We start from the raw sequence: 16,183 nt of genomic DNA, 5'->3' as shown, positions 1-16,183 counted from the left end.
GTTTACGCCTCCCCGTTCGTAATACTTTCAGCCGCATCGCCAAAGGTTTCTTCTTCGCCCCAAAGGACATCATAAATAATGTCGACTAAAGAGACTCTGGTTAAGATTCCAACGAGATGCTTGCTGTCATCGACAACAGGAACATATTTCACCCCACGTTTTAGAATTCTCTGCAAACTGTCACGAACTAAAGCAGATTCTTTTACGTAAAAAACTTTGGGATTGATGATATCCCCGACACTGGTAGAATTTCCACGACGACGTTCCTGGTCAATCGTTTCAACGTCAACGAAACCTTTTAAGACATTGTCTTCGTCAACTACAAGCAATGTATCCACTCGTTTTTCCCGCATCAAACGAATGGCATTTTGCAAACTTTTTTCTGGGGTAATCGAGACAGCTGTGTTCATCATGATCTCCCCAACTGTAGTGGTATCTGGTTTAGCTTGTAACAGGCGATCTTCACCTAAAAGTTCTTCGACAAAGTCGTTGGCGGGATCTTGTAGAATATTTTCCGGGGTATCAAATTGGATGACCTTCCCATTGTCCATAATTGCAATTCGATTGGCCAACTTTAACGCTTCATCCATATCATGAGTAACAAAAATAATCGTTTTGCCTAGGCGTTCTTGCAGATCTTTCACTAGGTCTTGCAATGAATCACGGGTGATAGGATCCAAGGCACCGAAGGGTTCATCCATTAAAATAATATCTTGGTCGGCCGCAAGCGCACGCACCACACCGATCCGTTGTTGCTGCCCACCGGATAATTCATGAGGATAACGGTCCAACATTTCGCGGGGCAGTTCAACTAGGTCAATCATTTTTTCGGCCGTTTTATTTTGTTCTTCTTTATCCACTTTCAATAGTCGTTGGACAAGGGTGATGTTGTCACGAATAGTCATGTGGGGCATCAGGCCGATATTTTGAATGACATAACCAATTTGACGCCGTAATTCAACGGGATTTTTCTTTTGAATATCTTCACCGTTGATCGTGATCGTTCCTTTAGTTGGATCGATCATCCGATTGATCATGCGCATAGTGGTAGTTTTTCCACTACCACTAGTACCGATTAAACAAATGAACTCACCTTTATCAAAAGAGAGAGTCACGTCTTCAACTGCTACCTTGTTTCCATTATATATTTTAGAAACGTGGTCAAATTCAATCATTTTTTTCACTCCTGTTCACACTCCTAATTAAGTTAAAAAATCAAATGGAAATTCCTATAAAACCAAAAGTTTGTACTTTCTCATAAATTCATCAATTATCCAATTCAAATACGGCTTGATAATAGGCAAAGGAAAAGAGATGCTCGCTCAAATATAAAAAAATCTAATGATTCTGTAATTTTAGTATGCAACAAAGAACGCGTAAAGACAAATGACTGGCTTAAATTAATCAGTAAAAATGGAATGGAACCGTTATATTTGATTATAAAAGAGCGCTTTTCTCAATGGTGACAGGAACCAAGGTAGCAATATTTTTTAAGCTCAGAGGGTTTCTGTTAGTAGCCCATTTATTGATGAAGAAATTTTTTTACTATTTATTGTGAGAAGGAGATAGCACAGTCCTTTTCAATGACAATTACCCGTGATAGAATAGCGGAGGAAAAGAGGAGAAGCTATGTTAACCACAGAAGATTTTGATTTTGATTTACCAGAAGAATTAATTGCCCAGACCCCTCTAGAAAAGCGGGATAGTTCACGTTTATTAGTCTTAGATCGGGAAACTGGTCAAATCGAGGATAAACATTTTGATGCCATCATTGAAGAATTAAATGCTGGGGATGCCTTGGTAATGAATGATACCCGGGTCTTACCGGCCCGTTTGTACGGGGAAAAGCCAGAAACTGGCGGTCATTTAGAAGTATTACTGTTAAATAATACGCAGGGGGATGAGTGGGAAACACTGATCAAACCAGCGCGTCGAGCAAAAGTTGGTACTCAGATCGTCTTTGGGGATGGTCGTTTACGAGCGGAAGTAAAGGAAGAATTAGAGCACGGCGGACGGATTGTAGAGTTTTTTTATGAAGGAATCTTTTTAGAAAATCTAGAATCGTTGGGTGAAATGCCGTTGCCACCCTACATCAAAGAACGATTGGAAGATCCAGAGCGCTATCAAACTGTTTATGCGAAGGAAAACGGTTCGGCCGCCGCACCAACGGCGGGCTTACATTTCACACCGGAGTTGCTCGAAAGAATTGCTGCAAAAGGTGTGAAATTGGTTTATTTAACTTTGCATGTTGGACTAGGAACATTCCGACCAGTCAGTGTTGATAATATCGCGGAACATCAAATGCACAGCGAATTCTATCGTCTGACTGAAGAAGCGGCCGAACAATTGAATGAAGTCCGGGCCAATGGCGGAAAAATCATAGCTGTCGGCACAACATCGATTCGGACGTTAGAAACAATCGGAACGAAATTTGCTGGTGAGATTAAAGCCGATAGCGGCTGGACGGATATTTTCATCACGCCAGGTTATGAGTTTAAGATCGTTCAAGCCTTTTCGACAAACTTTCATTTGCCTAAATCGACTTTAGTGATGCTAGTGAGTGCTTTTGCCGGTCGAGAAAAGACCTTAGCTGCATATCATCATGCAATTGAAGAACGTTACCGGTTCTTTAGTTTTGGTGATGCGATGTTCGTTAAATAATGAAATAGAAGGAAAGGAGGTATGACAAGAATTTCGTCATACCTCCTTTTATCTTTTTAGCAAAAAGCTGAACCAGCGTTGAGTTTTCCGACTAGTTTGTAATTTAAAGCGCCACGGAGATCAACCGTTAGTTAATAAATTGTGAGATTAACTTAGCACAAATCATGGGCTGATCGATCCAAGGCATGTGGCCGGCATCTTCAATCAAGTTGAATTGACAATTTGGTAGTGCCGCAGCGATTTCTTGTCCTTTATCCAAAGTTGCGAAAGTATCATTGGCGCCCCAAATCATTTCCACGGGGAAGTTTAGCGCGGCCAATTCAGTAGCTTTGATTTCATTTTGATCATTGGCGTTAAAGGTCCGAAGCAAAGAAAGGGTCGATTCCTGATAATTTGGCAGATTTTGGAAACGATAGTAGCATTCCCGAAACTCATCGGGCATGCCAGCTAATGCTTTTTCGTTGGTCCCCATCATTTTTAAGCCATTTAAGGCCTGTTCATAATTCTTGGGCACCATCTTTTTCACTGCGTGTTCACCGATGATTGGTTTTACCATCATTTTAAGCGGAAGCGGTGTTTTACCTAGCATTACGCGGCCGGGATTTCCGACCATCACTAGTTTTTCCACCCGTTCAGGTCGCGCCATCGCATACCATAATGACCAATGGCAGCCCATTGAGTGAGCCATAATCGTGACTTTTTCCAAGTGTAGCTCAGCCAGCAGTTGGTCAAATAGGTCGATGATAAATGGCCGAATAGTAACTTTTTCATGGTTCATGCCGTCACTGAGCCCGCCACCGGGGCGATTAAATAAGAAAAATTTATTTTCTTTCATTTGTGCCAGTAAAGGGATGAAAGGAAACATGTCGCCGGTGTTGCCCGGCACCACTACAACTGGGGTGCCTTCACCAATTTCGGATACGCGAATTCGCAAGTTTTCTTTTTGGTAAGTAAACCAATGTTCCTGTTCAGTTAAATCGTAGGCGGATAGTAGTTCTTTTTCTGCTTGGGCTGCATTTTTATAAAGATCGCTCTTATGATCTAGATGCGGTTGTTGATAAGTCATTTGTAGTAGCTCCTTAAAGAAATTATTTTTGTAAAAGCTTTTGGCCATTGTCATAAAAAATTTGTTGCTTTTCTATTTGAGAAAACAACTCAGTTTCTTCGATTTTTCGGGCATAATTTTGTACAGATTTAGCCGGTGTATATGGGAAATCGCCCCCATACAATAATTGATCGGTGTCAACAATTTGTAATAAAGTTGGTAGTTGATAAGGTAAGACCATGCCCGCTAAATCAAAATACAGATTTTTTTGTGCTAAGACGACTAACAAGTCATCAGGCTTGGGCGTATCAGGATCGGCTAAAAATTTATTTCCTTCGGTGATCCGTTGGGCAATGATTGGTAATAAGGCGCCCGCGTGGGGAAGAATCCAAGTGATTTTAGGATAACGCGAAAAGATTTGGTTTTGCGCCAAATTTACGATTGTCCGAGTTGTATCAAAGAAAAATTCCATTAAAGGTGTTTTCACTAGCTCACCGGCCCGAATCTGCTGTTTGTATGGCTCGGTTGGATGGAGCATAATTGTCGCTTGCCGTTTGTTTAATTCAGACATCAAAGGATCTAATTTTTGATCGCCGAGATAAAGCCCTTGGCAGTTTGTGGGGAAAGAAAAACCAAAAGCAGTATCGGCGAAACGATCGATGCTTGCTAAGCAGTCATCAATCGAGGGTAAAGGCAGGCTAGCACAAAAAGAAAACTTTTCTGGATAAGCTTGGCTGATTTTTTCTGCTTCTTCATTGATAGTTTCAATTAGCGCGCTTGTTTCTTCTCGTGTGCCGAGGCTCGGATGGGGGCTAGATAAGGAAAGAATCGAATGAGTTATTTGATTCTCTGCCATTAATTGTAAATGAGCTTCTACTGACCAAGCTGGCGTAGTTACACCGTCTGCTTTCCCGGCATAGTATTCTTCATAAGTTTTAGGAATGAAGTGGGTGTGGAAATCGATTTTGTTAAACATTTGTATTCCCTCTTTCATTAATGTACCTTTATTTTAAGAGAGGTCAGAGGAAAAAAGGAGGTACAGAATTTCTAATTCTGTTTCATTTATGGGAAAATTATCTGGGAGTAACCAAAGATTGTTAGAAGCATTGGCCTATTTTTTAACCTTTAAATCTGTCGAGGAAATCAAAGTTTCTGAATTGATTCGTAAGGCGAAAGTGAGTCGTTCAACATTTTACCGTTTGTTTGAGACCAAAGAAGAGTTTTTTCAGTGGGTCTTGGATTATCATATGGAAGGCTTGTCGGGGGTTGCCAAATATACTGCAAAGAGTCCGCTAGCATTTTATCAGCACTACTTTACGTACATTTATGATCATGCCATTTACTTTAAAACGTTTAACAATAGTTCTATGTGGCCGCAATTTCATTATAAAATGAACCAAATTGGGATCGATGTTTATCGTAATTTCATTTATAGAAAAACAGGCGATCAAATGCTGAGTCAAGTGCTCAGTAATTATGCTGTGAATGCACATATCGGAGTGGTGATGGCTTGGTTGAATGAAAAAACGTTGCAGTCTCCCGATCAATTAGCCAGATTAGTCACCACGATGACTACTAGTGCATTTGCTAGTCAGCAGCTTTCCTTAGAAGAAATCTTTCCTTATAATCCTAGCTAAAATTACTATAAGTTTTTATCGATAGCGACTAAAAAGGCTTAATGTAAGGTTCTTAATTGTCTCTTTGTATCACAATCACGCTGTGGCAGATTTTAAGTACTCATTCAAGAAAGTTTTTTTCAATATTTTCTATTTTCACACAAAAAAGCCAGGCTCTCGACTGCCTGGCTCTTAGAATCTCGGAAGGATTAGTTCATTCGAATTTTATATTACTTTCTGATACATGCAAAGTATTACATGAATTTCTTGATTATAAACATAAATATTTGTTTTTACTACGTTTTCACTTTTATTCAGTTTTAAGAAAAATCTTTATCTTACGTATCTTTTTACTTGTGTGTTTGATGTACTACTCAACCTCTGATACGCATTCACTATTTATAGAGAATACTTCACACGTATACTTTTGACAACTTTTCGGTGAATCTTGTATTACTAACAACTTTATTGTTTACTTTTTTCTAGTTCCTTATCGAGAAATCCTTCGAATGATCTAAGTTCCTCCTTCCTTGTATCTATAATATAGCATACCTTTATCAATAATGGAAGCGATTACACTTAGTTATTTTGACTATTTTATTTTGTTTCTTTTTGACGATTATATAAGGTATATACTTTGAGTTCTACTTCTTTCCTATGTTATAGTAATAATATAGGTGGTATTTTTATAACGCGAGGAGGAATAGGATGGATCCATATAAAGAGAAGATAGATACTGTAATCAGTGAATATAACGCTGATTTGGACAATGGGTTATCGACAAGTAGTGTAGAAGAAAAAATAAAAAATAACGGGAAAAACAAGTTTGAAGAAGCCTCCAAAGAGTCAGTAGCTAAAAAGTTTTTTCATAGCTTAACAGATTTCACGACAATTATTTTGCTAGTAGCGGCAGTGATTTCGCTGTATACCGCGATTGCTACGGATCATGGTGATTATTTTGAAAGTTTCTTAATCATTGCGATTGTTGTTATCAATTCAGTTTTAGCAATTGTTCAAGAAGGCAATGCGGAAAAAGCATTATCTGCTTTACAAGATATGAATAAACAAACTGCGCTAGTTATGCGTGACGGCAAGCAAGAAGAAATTGATGCGGAGGAATTAGTTCCAGGAGATACATTACTATTGGAGTCTGGTTCAATGATTACTGCTGATGCGCGTATTGTTGAAGCTTCCCAGTTGCGAGTAGAAGAGTCCGCATTAACGGGTGAAAGTGAGCCGGTTATAAAAGATCCTGAATATATCGGTGAAGATGATGACGCTTTAGGTGATCGGTTAAATATGCTTTATAAAGGCTCGACGGTGGTCAATGGTCGGGGGAAAGCTGTCGTAACCTCAACGGGTATGCAGACGGAGATGGGGAAAATCGCCGGACTGTTGAATAGTGATGAAAATCAAAAAACGCCTCTGCAAATACGATTAAATCAACTAGGTAAGCGCATTAGTTTGATCGCTTTGGCAGCTGCGGCTTTTGTGTTTTTCATTGGCGAAATGCAAGGCGAACCAATGTTGGAGATGTTCATCACCGCGATTTCTTTAGCAGTCGCAGCAGTACCGGAGACTCTGACGGTGATTGTTACGTTGACTTTGGCCTATGGTGTACAAAAAATGGCCAAGAAAAATGCGATTATTCGCAGATTGCCAGCAGTGGAAACGTTGGGCTCTGCAAATGTAATCTGTTCAGATAAGACAGGAACATTGACGCAAAATAAAATGCGTGTGCGGCGTGTTTGGACACATGGTGATTCGGTCGTTGACACTGAAGAGGGAATGACCGATGAAGCGATGGAAGTTCTGAGCATTGCAGCGCTCTGTACGGATGTAGTTGTCGAAAATGATGATAATGAATTAGAAATCAAAGGAAATCCAACGGAAGCAGCGATTGTTCGTGCTGTGGAAGAAAATTATCATACGAAAGCCGAATTAGAAGAAAAATATCCCCGAATTGGTGAGATCCCTTTTGACTCTGATCGTAAAATGATGACGACAGTACATAAGCGTGGGAAGAAGTTTATTTCTATTACTAAGGGAGCCTTTGACGTGTTGCTGCCTAAATTTCACTACGGTGACGTTGATCAGGCGGCGATTGTAAATGACCGTTTCGGTAAAAAAGCGCTACGAGTCATTGCAGTCGGCTATGCGATCCATGATGAAGAGCCACAAGAGATAACTTCAGAAGCGTTGGAAAAAAATCTACGCTTAATGGGACTAATTGGGATGATTGATCCTCCACGGCCTGAGTCGAAAGGCGCGATTGCTCGTGCTAAAAAAGCAGGGATTAAAACAGTGATGATCACGGGAGATCATGTCGTGACTGCCGGAGCAATTGCAAAAGAACTGGGAATCATGAAAAGCCGAAAAGAAGCGATATCCGGCGCGCAATTACAAAAAATGACGGATCAAGAGTTAGATGAACGAGTCAAAGAGCTATCGGTTTATGCCCGGGTAACACCTGAGGATAAAATTCGAATCGTTAAATCTTGGCAGCGAACAGGTGCGGTCGTAGCAATGACCGGTGATGGGGTTAATGATGCTCCCGCATTAAAAGCCAGCGATGTTGGCTGTGCGATGGGGATTGCGGGTACAGACGTGGCTAAAGGCGCTGCAGATATGATTTTGACCGACGATAATTTTGCTACAATCGTTGATGCAGTTGCTCGTGGTCGTTCAGTCTATCAAGGAATTCGTAAAGCGATTAATTTCTTATTGAGCTGTAATATCTCTGAGATTTTTATTGTTGTGATTGCGATGCTGTTAGGTTGGGGTGCTCCGTTTACCGCAGTTCAATTATTATTTGTCAACGTAGTAGCTGATGGCCTGCCAGGCTTTGCTTTAGGCAGAGAACCAGCTGAAGCAGGCATCATGGATGAAAAACCAATTCCGCGTGATGAAGGTATCTTCGCACGTGGGTTATGGCAAAAAATCGGTGTGAATGCGGCTGTTTTTACCGTAGTTACTTTAATCGGTTTTTATATCGGGGCCTTTGTTGACCATGTCAGTTACTTTACACCGCCAAGTCTAGAGGTGGGTCAAACAGTTGCCTTTTTAGTTTTGGCTTACTCATCTATTTTGCACGTCTTTAATGTTCGTAGCAGTAAATCTATTTTTAAAGTGAATTTAGCAACGAATAAATCATTAGCACAAATGGCTTGGCTAGCACTGGGAATCACTACCGCGATTGCGTTGATTCCTCAGACGCAGGAATTGTTCTATTTAGTGCCAATCAGTATGAACCATTGGATAATCGCGATCCTACTTTCGATCGTACCGATTATCGTCAATGAATTGATCAAGTTCCATAAAGCACCAGAAATTGATCCAGAAGATATTTAAGAAGTAGCGCTAAGCTGAATTTCAGCTTAGCGTTTTTTGCTGCTAAGTTAGGAAAATCAAAGTTGATGGGAAATTTTTAATGAAGAGTAACGGATTCATTTTTTTAGGATATTTAAAGCTCTGGACAGAAAGTTGCAAAAGCAGTTTAAAACCAGTATCATGGTACAAGTTGCAAACATATACATATAGAAGAAAGTAGGAAATTAAATGACTGAACCTGCCATTTCTTATCGTTTAATAAAGAAAGAAAAACATACAGGGGCACGCCTAGGTGAGATCATCACGCCTCACGGAACATTCCCGACACCAATGTTTATGCCTGTGGGAACCTTGGCAACCGTAAAAACCATGTCACCCGAAGAATTAAAGGAGATGGGTGCTGGAATTATTTTGAGCAATACGTATCATCTTTGGTTACGTCCGGGAGAAGATTTAGTTGCAGAAGCAGGCGGCCTGCATAAATTCATGAATTGGGATCAGCCAATCTTGACCGATTCAGGCGGCTTCCAAGTCTTCTCATTAGCGGATATGCGGAATATCGTTGAAGAAGGCGTCCACTTCAAGAACCATCTGAATGGTTCGAAAATGTTCTTATCACCAGAAAAAGCCATTGATATCCAGAATAAATTAGGCTCCGACATTATGATGAGCTTTGATGAATGTCCACCATTTGATGAAAGTTACGACTATGTCAAAAAATCAGTTGAACGGACCTCACGCTGGGCCGAACGGGGCTTGAAAGCCCATGCTAATCCAGCAACCCAAGGGCTCTTCGGGATTATCCAAGGAGCCGGTTTTGAAGATCTGCGGCGCCAAAGCGCGAAAGATTTAGTCAGCATGGATTTCCCCGGCTACTCGATTGGTGGCCTTTCAGTAGGTGAACCAAAAGAAGAGATGAACCGTGTCTTAGAATTCACAACACCCTTGATCCCAGAAAACAAACCACGCTATTTAATGGGTGTGGGTGCAGCCGATTCATTGATCGATGGCGTGATTCGCGGGGTCGATATGTTTGACTGTGTCTTGCCGACACGAATCGCCCGTAATGGGACTTGTATGACTTCTGCTGGACGGTTAGTCGTTAAGAATGCCAAGTATGCTCACGATTTCCGGCCGTTGGATGAAAAATGTGATTGCTATACTTGCCGTAATTACACACGAGCATATATTCGTCACTTGATCCATTGCGATGAAACCTTTGGGATTCGCTTGACTTCTTATCATAATCTGTACTTCCTGATCAACTTGATGAAACAAGTTCGTCAAGCGATTATGGATGATAACTTATTAGAATTCCGTCAAGCTTTCTTTGAAGAGTACGGCTTTAACAAGCAAAACGCAAAAAGTTTTTAAAGTCTAGGTAAAAAGACTAGTACAACTTTAGAAACTTTGTTACAGTTAAAAGTGGAATTACTTAAGAAGGCGAGGAAATTTAAATGGGCGGAAGCTTTTCAATGATTATCTTGCTAGTGTTGATGTTGGGAATGTTCTTTATGATGAACCGTTCTCAAAAGAAACAACAGCAAGAACGTCAAAATTTATTAGATGCGATGAAAGTCGGCGACAATGTCGTAACGATTGGTGGATTACACGGTGTGATTTCTGAGATCAACAGTACAGAAAAAACAGTTACGTTGGATTGTGAAGGAATCTTTTTAGTTTTTGATCGTGCGTCAATCAAAGTCGTTCAAGCAAAGGTACAGCCAACTGCAGCCTCTGTTGAACCAAAAGCGGTTGAATCTGAAGTAACTGTCTCAGAAGAAACTGTCATAGAAGAAAACTCAGAAGATAAAAAAGAAGATTAGTCAGGAAAAATTTCTGACTTGATAGTGAGGTGTGACAAAATGTCACATCTCTTTTTTTGTGTTGGTATTTCTCAAGGAAATACGAAGGTTATATATGTTGAAGAGTCTTTAAAGAAGAGTAGTAGTTAAATCTAGTCAAGTTCATTAAATTCTATACTTATTAATTTATGAGGGTCTTATTCCATCATAAAGAAAGACAGCACACCTTATTGTTTGTGAAAAAAGTTCTAGTGTTATTTGTACGTCACTTTTAAGAGCATTCAAACAAGCATCAAATAGGTGCTTATTTTTCAGCTTTTGTAAAGATAAAAAATGGTGTGAAAAAAATCACAAAAACTATTTACAAATCATCCGGGATGCTGTATGATTCAAATGTGAAGTAATTAACAAATAATTCAGGTTATTAGGAGGACTCAAATGGCTAAAGCGGTTGAGAAAGAAACGAAAGATACGATCAATGTTGAACAAATGATCGACGAAATGGCAACAAAGGCCAATGTGGCTTTGGATGCAATGGCTGATTTTGATCAAGAAAAAGTTGACCATATCGTTCATGAAATGGCAATGGCAGCTCTAGACAAACACATGATGTTGGCAAAAATGGCAGTTGAAGAAACTGGCCGTGGGATTGTCGAAGATAAAGCAATCAAAAATATGTATGCTTCCGAGTATATCTGGAACAGCATCAAACATGATAAAACTGTTGGAATCATCGGCGAAGATAAGCAAAAAGGCTTAATCGAAGTTGCTGGACCAGTGGGAGTTATCTGTGGGGTTGTACCAACTACTAACCCAACATCAACAACGATCTTTAAATCAATGATTGCTTTGAAAACAGCAAATCCAATCGTCTTTTCATTCCATCCATCAGCTCAAAAATGTTCCGTAGAAGCAGCACGAATCGTTCGTGATGCGGCGATCGCTGCGGGTGCTCCTGAAAACTGTATCCAATGGATTGAAACACCATCAATCGAAGCGACTCAAGGCTTGATGAATCACCCAGGCGTTGCAATCGTCTTAGCAACTGGTGGACCAGGTATGGTTAAATCAGCTTACTCTACTGGTAAACCAGCTTTAGGTGTAGGTGCGGGTAACGCTCCGGCATACATTGAAAAAACGGCTAAAATCAAACGGGCAGTTAATGACTTGTTTGTTTCAAAAACATTTGATAACGGGATGATTTGTGCTTCTGAGCAAGGAATCATTGTTGATAAAGAAATTTACGACGAAGTGAAAAAAGAATTTGAAGCACATCAAGCGTACATTGTTAAAAAAGCTGAATTGAAAAAATTAGAAGATGCTGTAATGAACGAAGGTAAATATGCTGTTAACCCAGCAATCGTTGGTCATTCAGCAATGGATATCGCACAACGCGCGGGCATCAAAGTTCCTGAAGGAACCAAAATGCTGATTGCCGAAATCGATGGCGTTGGAGCGGAATACCCATTATCTCGTGAAAAACTTTCTCCAGTTTTAGCAATGGTTAAAGCGAATAGCCAAGCCCAAGCATTAGATATGTGCCAAGGCATGTTAGAATTAGGTGGATTAGGTCATACTGCGGTTATCCATACTGAAGATGAAGACCTACAAGTGAAATTTGGTTTGCGTATGAAAGCTTGCCGTATCTTAGTAAATACACCATCTGCAGAAGGCGGTATCGGTGATATCTACAATGAAATGATTCCATCACTAACACTTGGTTGTGGTTCATACGGTAAGAACTCTGTATCTAAGAACGTATCTGCTATTAACTTAATCAATGTTAAAACGATCGCGAAACGGAGAAATAATATGCAATGGTTTAAATTACCATCAAAAATCTACTTTGAAAAGAACTCTCTATTATATTTGACGCAAATGGAAAACGTAGAACGTGTTATGTTGGTTTGTGACCCTGGTATGGTCCAATTTGGTTACGCAGACATCGTTCGCGAAGTTCTTGGACGTCGCTCAAATGATGTGAAGATTGAAGTATTCTCTGATGTAGAACCAAATCCTTCAACAAACACTGTTTATAAAGGATTAGAAATTTTCAATGAATTCCAACCGGATACTGTAATTGCCCTAGGTGGTGGTTCAGCGATGGATGCGGCCAAAGGTATGTGGATGTTCTTTGAACACCCAGACACTTCATTCTTCGGCGCGAAACAAAAATTCTTAGATATTCGTAAACGGACTTACAATATCGGCAAACCAGAAAAAACTCAGTTCGTATGTATCCCAACAACTTCTGGTACTGGTTCTGAAGTGACACCATTTGCCGTTATCACTGATAGCGAAACACACGTGAAATACCCATTAGCAGATTACGCGTTGACGCCAGATGTAGCGATTGTTGACCCACAATTTGTAATGACAGTACCTGCTTCTGTTACTGCTGATACTGGTATGGACGTATTAACACATGCGATCGAATCTTATGTCTCTGTGATGGCATCTGACTATACTCGCGGTTTAAGCTTACAAGCAATCAAGATCGTCTTTGAAAATCTTGAAAAATCAGTTAAGACTGCTGATCCAGAAGCACGTGAAAAAATGCATAACGCATCAGCAATGGCTGGGATGGCCTTTGCCAATGCATTCTTAGGAATTTGTCACTCAATCGCACATAAGATTGGTGGAGAATACGGTATTCCTCACGGACGTACGAATGCAATTCTATTGCCTCACATCATCCGTTACAATGCCAAAGATCCACAAAAACATGCAATGTTCCCTAAATATGACTACTTCCGTGCCGATACCGACTATGCAGATATTGCTAAGTTCTTAGGACTTAAAGGTAATACAACAGCAGAATTAGTTGAAGCGTTGATCGAAGCAGTTTACAACTTAGGTGTTACTTGTGGAATCGACATGAACTTGAAAGCGCAAGGCGTGACACAAGAAACATTGAATACAACTGTAGATCGTATGGCTGAGTTAGCTTATGAAGACCAATGTACAACGGCTAACCCGAAAGAACCATTGATTAGCGAATTGAAAGAAATCATCGTAACAGCTTACGATTACAAAGCGTAAAAAGTTTGAAAGCCATTTGAAATCAGATTATCTGATTTCAAATGGCTTTTTATTTTTTAGCTATCTATTCCAAAGTATTCTTGAAAAATTTGAAGGAGATAACAATAGTTGTTTTTGTTTAAAAAATTCAATTATTTTATGCAAAAATGGTCCTCTTTGATTGTTATAGTCTGTGAAAAACGATAGACTAGAATTAGGATAAGAGGAAGGATTCGAAGGGCATGGAGAAACTGAAACGAGAGATAAATGAGCTGGCTGAATCAACTGCGCGATTAGGTATGTTGATTGATTATTTAGTGAATGAAAAAAATTTAATGACAAGTAAGTCAAACCATATTTTTATGTTAGACATGCAGGATTATGTCGCTGCACTAAAGAGATTCACACCTTCGGATTCGGAAAAGTCTGTAGCGCTTCCTGAAATTAAACAAATCAATCAGTTGCTCACGCGGCAATATGAATTAATGAAAATGATCCAAAGAGACTATGCTCGGCTCGAAACTCAGGGAACGATCCCTGAAGAGTTGACCTTTGATGAGAACAAGAAAAAGCATTTTCGACGTTTACAGGTTATTAATCAATTATTATTACAAGACAATATCTTCTTCCAATCAATGTTAGATGCCAAAAAGATCAGCGGCAATATTCGGATCGGCGAAAAGAAAAATTGGCTGCAACGTCTTTTTGGAAAATAATAGAATGATAAATTAAAAGATTTCAAATCCAATACTGGACTTGAAATCTTTTTTTGGAACCAGCGAGAAGTTACGATCAATTAGAAAATCACTCGATAAAAGAATTATCCGCATTAGCTTGTAGACCTTCTTTTTAAATGGTATGATGAATTTTAAATACATCAGATGAATTTAAGGGAGGTTTTTATGAAAAATAGAAAGATGATTTTTGTCGTATTTATCGTCGCGTTGAATCTACGATTGGGTATTTCTTCGATTCCGCCGTTAATCGGCTTGATTAAGCGGGCTTTACAGCTGAATAATTTTCAGGTTAGCCTGTTAACGAGTATCCCGGTAATTTGCATGGGTATCATGGCTTTTGGTGTGAAGCGAATGCAGCAACGCTTTGGTCGCGACCGTAGTATTTTATTTTGCTTGCTCTTACTAGCAATTGGAATGGCCAGTCGGATTGTTTTCACAAATTATTGGAGTTTAATCCTTTCGGCAATCGTGATCGGTTTTTCCATCGCCATCATCGGACCTTTATTGTCAGGCTTGATTAAGGAATATTTCCCGCAGCAAACAGGGCTGTTGATTGGTATCTATTCCATCAGTATGGGTGTTGGTTCGGCGGCGGCTTCAAATTTTAGCCTTTCATTAGCTAGGGTTTCATGGTCGTTTGCTTTAGGTAGTTGGAGTATTTTAGCGATTATCGCTGGGATCGTTTGGTCTTTTACTATGGAAAAGAAGGTGAGCCAATCCGCAGCGGCTAATGTTTCGAATGATTTTCCTTTAAAGAAAATCCAAGCGTGGAAAATGGTTTTATTTTTTGGACTCCAATCGGGGATGTTTTATGGTGTAAGTACCTGGCTGGTGGAGCTGCTTGTTCAAAAGGGCATTGCGCGCGGGGAAGCAAGCTACTATTTAACTTTATTTGTCATTATACAAATGATTTTCAGCTTTGTTATTCCTGTTTTAATGGATCATTGGGGAAGCGCTAGAAGTTGGATAGTGATTTGTGGCTGTTTGCTAGTGATGGGTATGGGCTGTTTATTCACCAATACCTTTTTGTTATGGATCATCGGCATTCTTATTATTGGTTTTGGCTTGGGCGGTTATTTTCCGATCGCGATGCTGTTGCCACTGCAAGCAAGTGAGGATCCATTGGAAGCTAGCTTATGGACTGGAATGGTACAATCTTTTGGTTATATTGTTGGTGGTGCGATCCCGATTCTTTTAGGGATTTTCGTAGATATTTTTCAAACCTTCAATGTCTTTTTATATGGTATGATTATTTTGAGTAGCGGGATTTTACTGCTGACAATTCAAGGAAGAGGCTATGAAAATGACGAAAAATCGCAATCTGGTGAACGAGACGATTCAACAGCTAGAGAAGTACATTAAGCAAAATGAGTTAAAAACCGGAGATAAACTTCCAATTGAAAAAGAGCTAGCTGAAACGGTCGGAGTCGGACGTTCGACCTTGCGCGAAGCTGTTAAAATATTGGTTTATAGCAATGTTTTAGAAGTGAAGCAGGGTTCTGGTACCTTTGTCAAAAATGGTAATATCGGAGATTTTTCAACAAAGTCCCTTTTGCAAGCTCGTTCGATGATCGAGAGTCAGGCCGTTGTCCTAGCTGCTAGGAATCAAACGGACGAAGAGATGCTCCGTTTAAAAGAGAGCTTGTTTCAACGAAATCAGCTGCTGGAGGCGGGAAAGTTCTCGGAGTATATCGAAGCAGATCTTTCGTTTCATCAGCAAATTGTAGCAATGAGCGACAATCCTTTCTTTATAAAGTGGTACAATGAGCTGCTGCCAGCGCTCAAACGTCATTTAAGCCAACAAGTTTTACGAATGGAAGACTATCAGGACAATACTAGTATTCATAATCAGCTTTATCGGACCTTGCTAGAAGGGCAAGCGAAAGAGGCCCAAGCGCTGGTTAAAAAAAATATCTTCACAGACGAAGAGGATGAGACCGAATGATCTCATCCTCTTATTAATTGTTC

General features: G+C 39.9%; 12 protein-coding genes. 9 read left to right on the top strand and 3 right to left on the bottom strand.

All coding sequences use genetic code 11. The features are described 5' to 3' along the window. Positions 1 to 2 precede the first annotated feature (2 nt). Positions 3 to 1,175: a betaine/proline/choline family ABC transporter ATP-binding protein gene (locus tag EP1_RS00230; RefSeq protein ID WP_067621664.1), complete on the bottom strand. Its 1,173-nt coding sequence runs from the start codon at positions 1,173 to 1,175 to the stop codon at positions 3 to 5. 454 nt (positions 1,176 to 1,629) lie between these two features. Between EP1_RS00230 and queA the strand changes: the two genes are divergently transcribed. Continuing rightward, positions 1,630 to 2,661 carry a tRNA preQ1(34) S-adenosylmethionine ribosyltransferase-isomerase QueA gene (gene queA, locus EP1_RS00225; RefSeq protein ID WP_067621663.1) on the top strand — a complete coding sequence of 344 codons (1,032 nt, stop codon included), beginning with the start codon at positions 1,630 to 1,632 and terminating at the stop codon, positions 2,659 to 2,661. Positions 2,662 to 2,788: 127 nt separating this feature from the next. Here the strand turns inward: queA and EP1_RS00220 are convergent, their stop codons facing one another. Beyond that, on the bottom strand, positions 2,789 to 3,727 hold the full coding sequence (locus EP1_RS00220; protein WP_067621662.1) for an alpha/beta fold hydrolase: 939 nt from the start codon (positions 3,725 to 3,727) through the stop codon (positions 2,789 to 2,791). A gap of 22 nt (positions 3,728 to 3,749) precedes the next feature. After that, on the bottom strand, positions 3,750 to 4,682 hold the full coding sequence (locus EP1_RS00215) for an amidohydrolase family protein (protein ID WP_067621659.1): 933 nt from the start codon (positions 4,680 to 4,682) through the stop codon (positions 3,750 to 3,752). A gap of 118 nt (positions 4,683 to 4,800) precedes the next feature. Here EP1_RS00215 and EP1_RS00210 point away from each other — a divergent pair, with 118 nt between their 5' ends. From EP1_RS00210 to EP1_RS00175, 8 genes are all read left to right on the top strand, one after another. Next, positions 4,801 to 5,343, top strand: coding sequence for a TetR/AcrR family transcriptional regulator (locus tag EP1_RS00210; RefSeq protein ID WP_167540735.1), 543 nt, complete (start codon positions 4,801 to 4,803; stop codon positions 5,341 to 5,343). Positions 5,344 to 6,030: 687 nt separating this feature from the next. Then, entirely contained in the window at positions 6,031 to 8,673 is a 2,643-nt protein-coding gene (locus EP1_RS00205; protein ID WP_067621655.1) for a cation-translocating P-type ATPase, read from the top strand. Between the two features lie 207 nt (positions 8,674 to 8,880). Next, positions 8,881 to 10,026 (top strand): tRNA guanosine(34) transglycosylase Tgt, encoded by a 1,146-nt coding sequence (gene tgt / locus EP1_RS00200; protein WP_010747142.1) that lies wholly within the window; start codon positions 8,881 to 8,883, stop codon positions 10,024 to 10,026. Positions 10,027 to 10,109: 83 nt separating this feature from the next. Continuing rightward, the gene (gene yajC, locus EP1_RS00195; RefSeq protein ID WP_067621652.1) at positions 10,110 to 10,478 is read left to right on the top strand and encodes a preprotein translocase subunit YajC; all 369 of its coding nucleotides are present in this window, start codon (positions 10,110 to 10,112) and stop codon (positions 10,476 to 10,478) included. 417 nt (positions 10,479 to 10,895) lie between these two features. Continuing rightward, positions 10,896 to 13,499: a bifunctional acetaldehyde-CoA/alcohol dehydrogenase gene (gene adhE, locus EP1_RS00190; RefSeq protein ID WP_067621650.1), complete on the top strand. Its 2,604-nt coding sequence runs from the start codon at positions 10,896 to 10,898 to the stop codon at positions 13,497 to 13,499. A gap of 221 nt (positions 13,500 to 13,720) precedes the next feature. Next, on the top strand, positions 13,721 to 14,194 hold the full coding sequence (locus EP1_RS00185; protein WP_067621648.1) for a hypothetical protein: 474 nt from the start codon (positions 13,721 to 13,723) through the stop codon (positions 14,192 to 14,194). Between the two features lie 186 nt (positions 14,195 to 14,380). After that, positions 14,381 to 15,577 carry an MFS transporter gene (locus tag EP1_RS00180; RefSeq protein WP_067621646.1) on the top strand — a complete coding sequence of 399 codons (1,197 nt, stop codon included), beginning with the start codon at positions 14,381 to 14,383 and terminating at the stop codon, positions 15,575 to 15,577. Beyond that, positions 15,513 to 16,160: a FadR/GntR family transcriptional regulator gene (locus EP1_RS00175; RefSeq protein WP_245630566.1), complete on the top strand. Its 648-nt coding sequence runs from the start codon at positions 15,513 to 15,515 to the stop codon at positions 16,158 to 16,160. The genes EP1_RS00180 and EP1_RS00175 overlap by 65 nt, the downstream gene beginning before the upstream one ends. Positions 16,161 to 16,183: the final 23 nt, after the last annotated feature.

Origin of the sequence: Enterococcus pseudoavium NBRC 100491 (assembly GCF_001544295.1) — a bacterium.
GTDB classification, from domain to species: domain Bacteria; phylum Bacillota; class Bacilli; order Lactobacillales; family Enterococcaceae; genus Enterococcus_A; species Enterococcus_A pseudoavium.
This window is presented reverse-complemented; position numbering and strand designations above follow the sequence as displayed.

Excerpts from the sequence above, each read along its gene's own strand:
- EP1_RS00230 (WP_067621664.1), bottom strand. The coding sequence starts at position 1,175 with ATGATTGAATTTGACCACGTTTCTAAAATATATAATGGAAACAAGGTA.
- queA (WP_067621663.1), top strand. The coding sequence starts at position 1,630 with ATGTTAACCACAGAAGATTTTGATTTTGATTTACCAGAAGAATTAATT.
- EP1_RS00220 (WP_067621662.1), bottom strand. The coding sequence starts at position 3,727 with ATGACTTATCAACAACCGCATCTAGATCATAAGAGCGATCTTTATAAA.
- EP1_RS00215 (WP_067621659.1), bottom strand. The coding sequence starts at position 4,682 with ATGTTTAACAAAATCGATTTCCACACCCACTTCATTCCTAAAACTTAT.
- EP1_RS00205 (WP_067621655.1), top strand. The coding sequence starts at position 6,031 with ATGGATCCATATAAAGAGAAGATAGATACTGTAATCAGTGAATATAAC.
- tgt (WP_010747142.1), top strand. The coding sequence starts at position 8,881 with ATGACTGAACCTGCCATTTCTTATCGTTTAATAAAGAAAGAAAAACAT.
- yajC (WP_067621652.1), top strand. The coding sequence starts at position 10,110 with ATGGGCGGAAGCTTTTCAATGATTATCTTGCTAGTGTTGATGTTGGGA.
- adhE (WP_067621650.1), top strand. The coding sequence starts at position 10,896 with ATGGCTAAAGCGGTTGAGAAAGAAACGAAAGATACGATCAATGTTGAA.
- EP1_RS00185 (WP_067621648.1), top strand. The coding sequence starts at position 13,721 with ATGGAGAAACTGAAACGAGAGATAAATGAGCTGGCTGAATCAACTGCG.
- EP1_RS00180 (WP_067621646.1), top strand. The coding sequence starts at position 14,381 with ATGAAAAATAGAAAGATGATTTTTGTCGTATTTATCGTCGCGTTGAAT.
- EP1_RS00175 (WP_245630566.1), top strand. The coding sequence starts at position 15,513 with ATGAAAATGACGAAAAATCGCAATCTGGTGAACGAGACGATTCAACAG.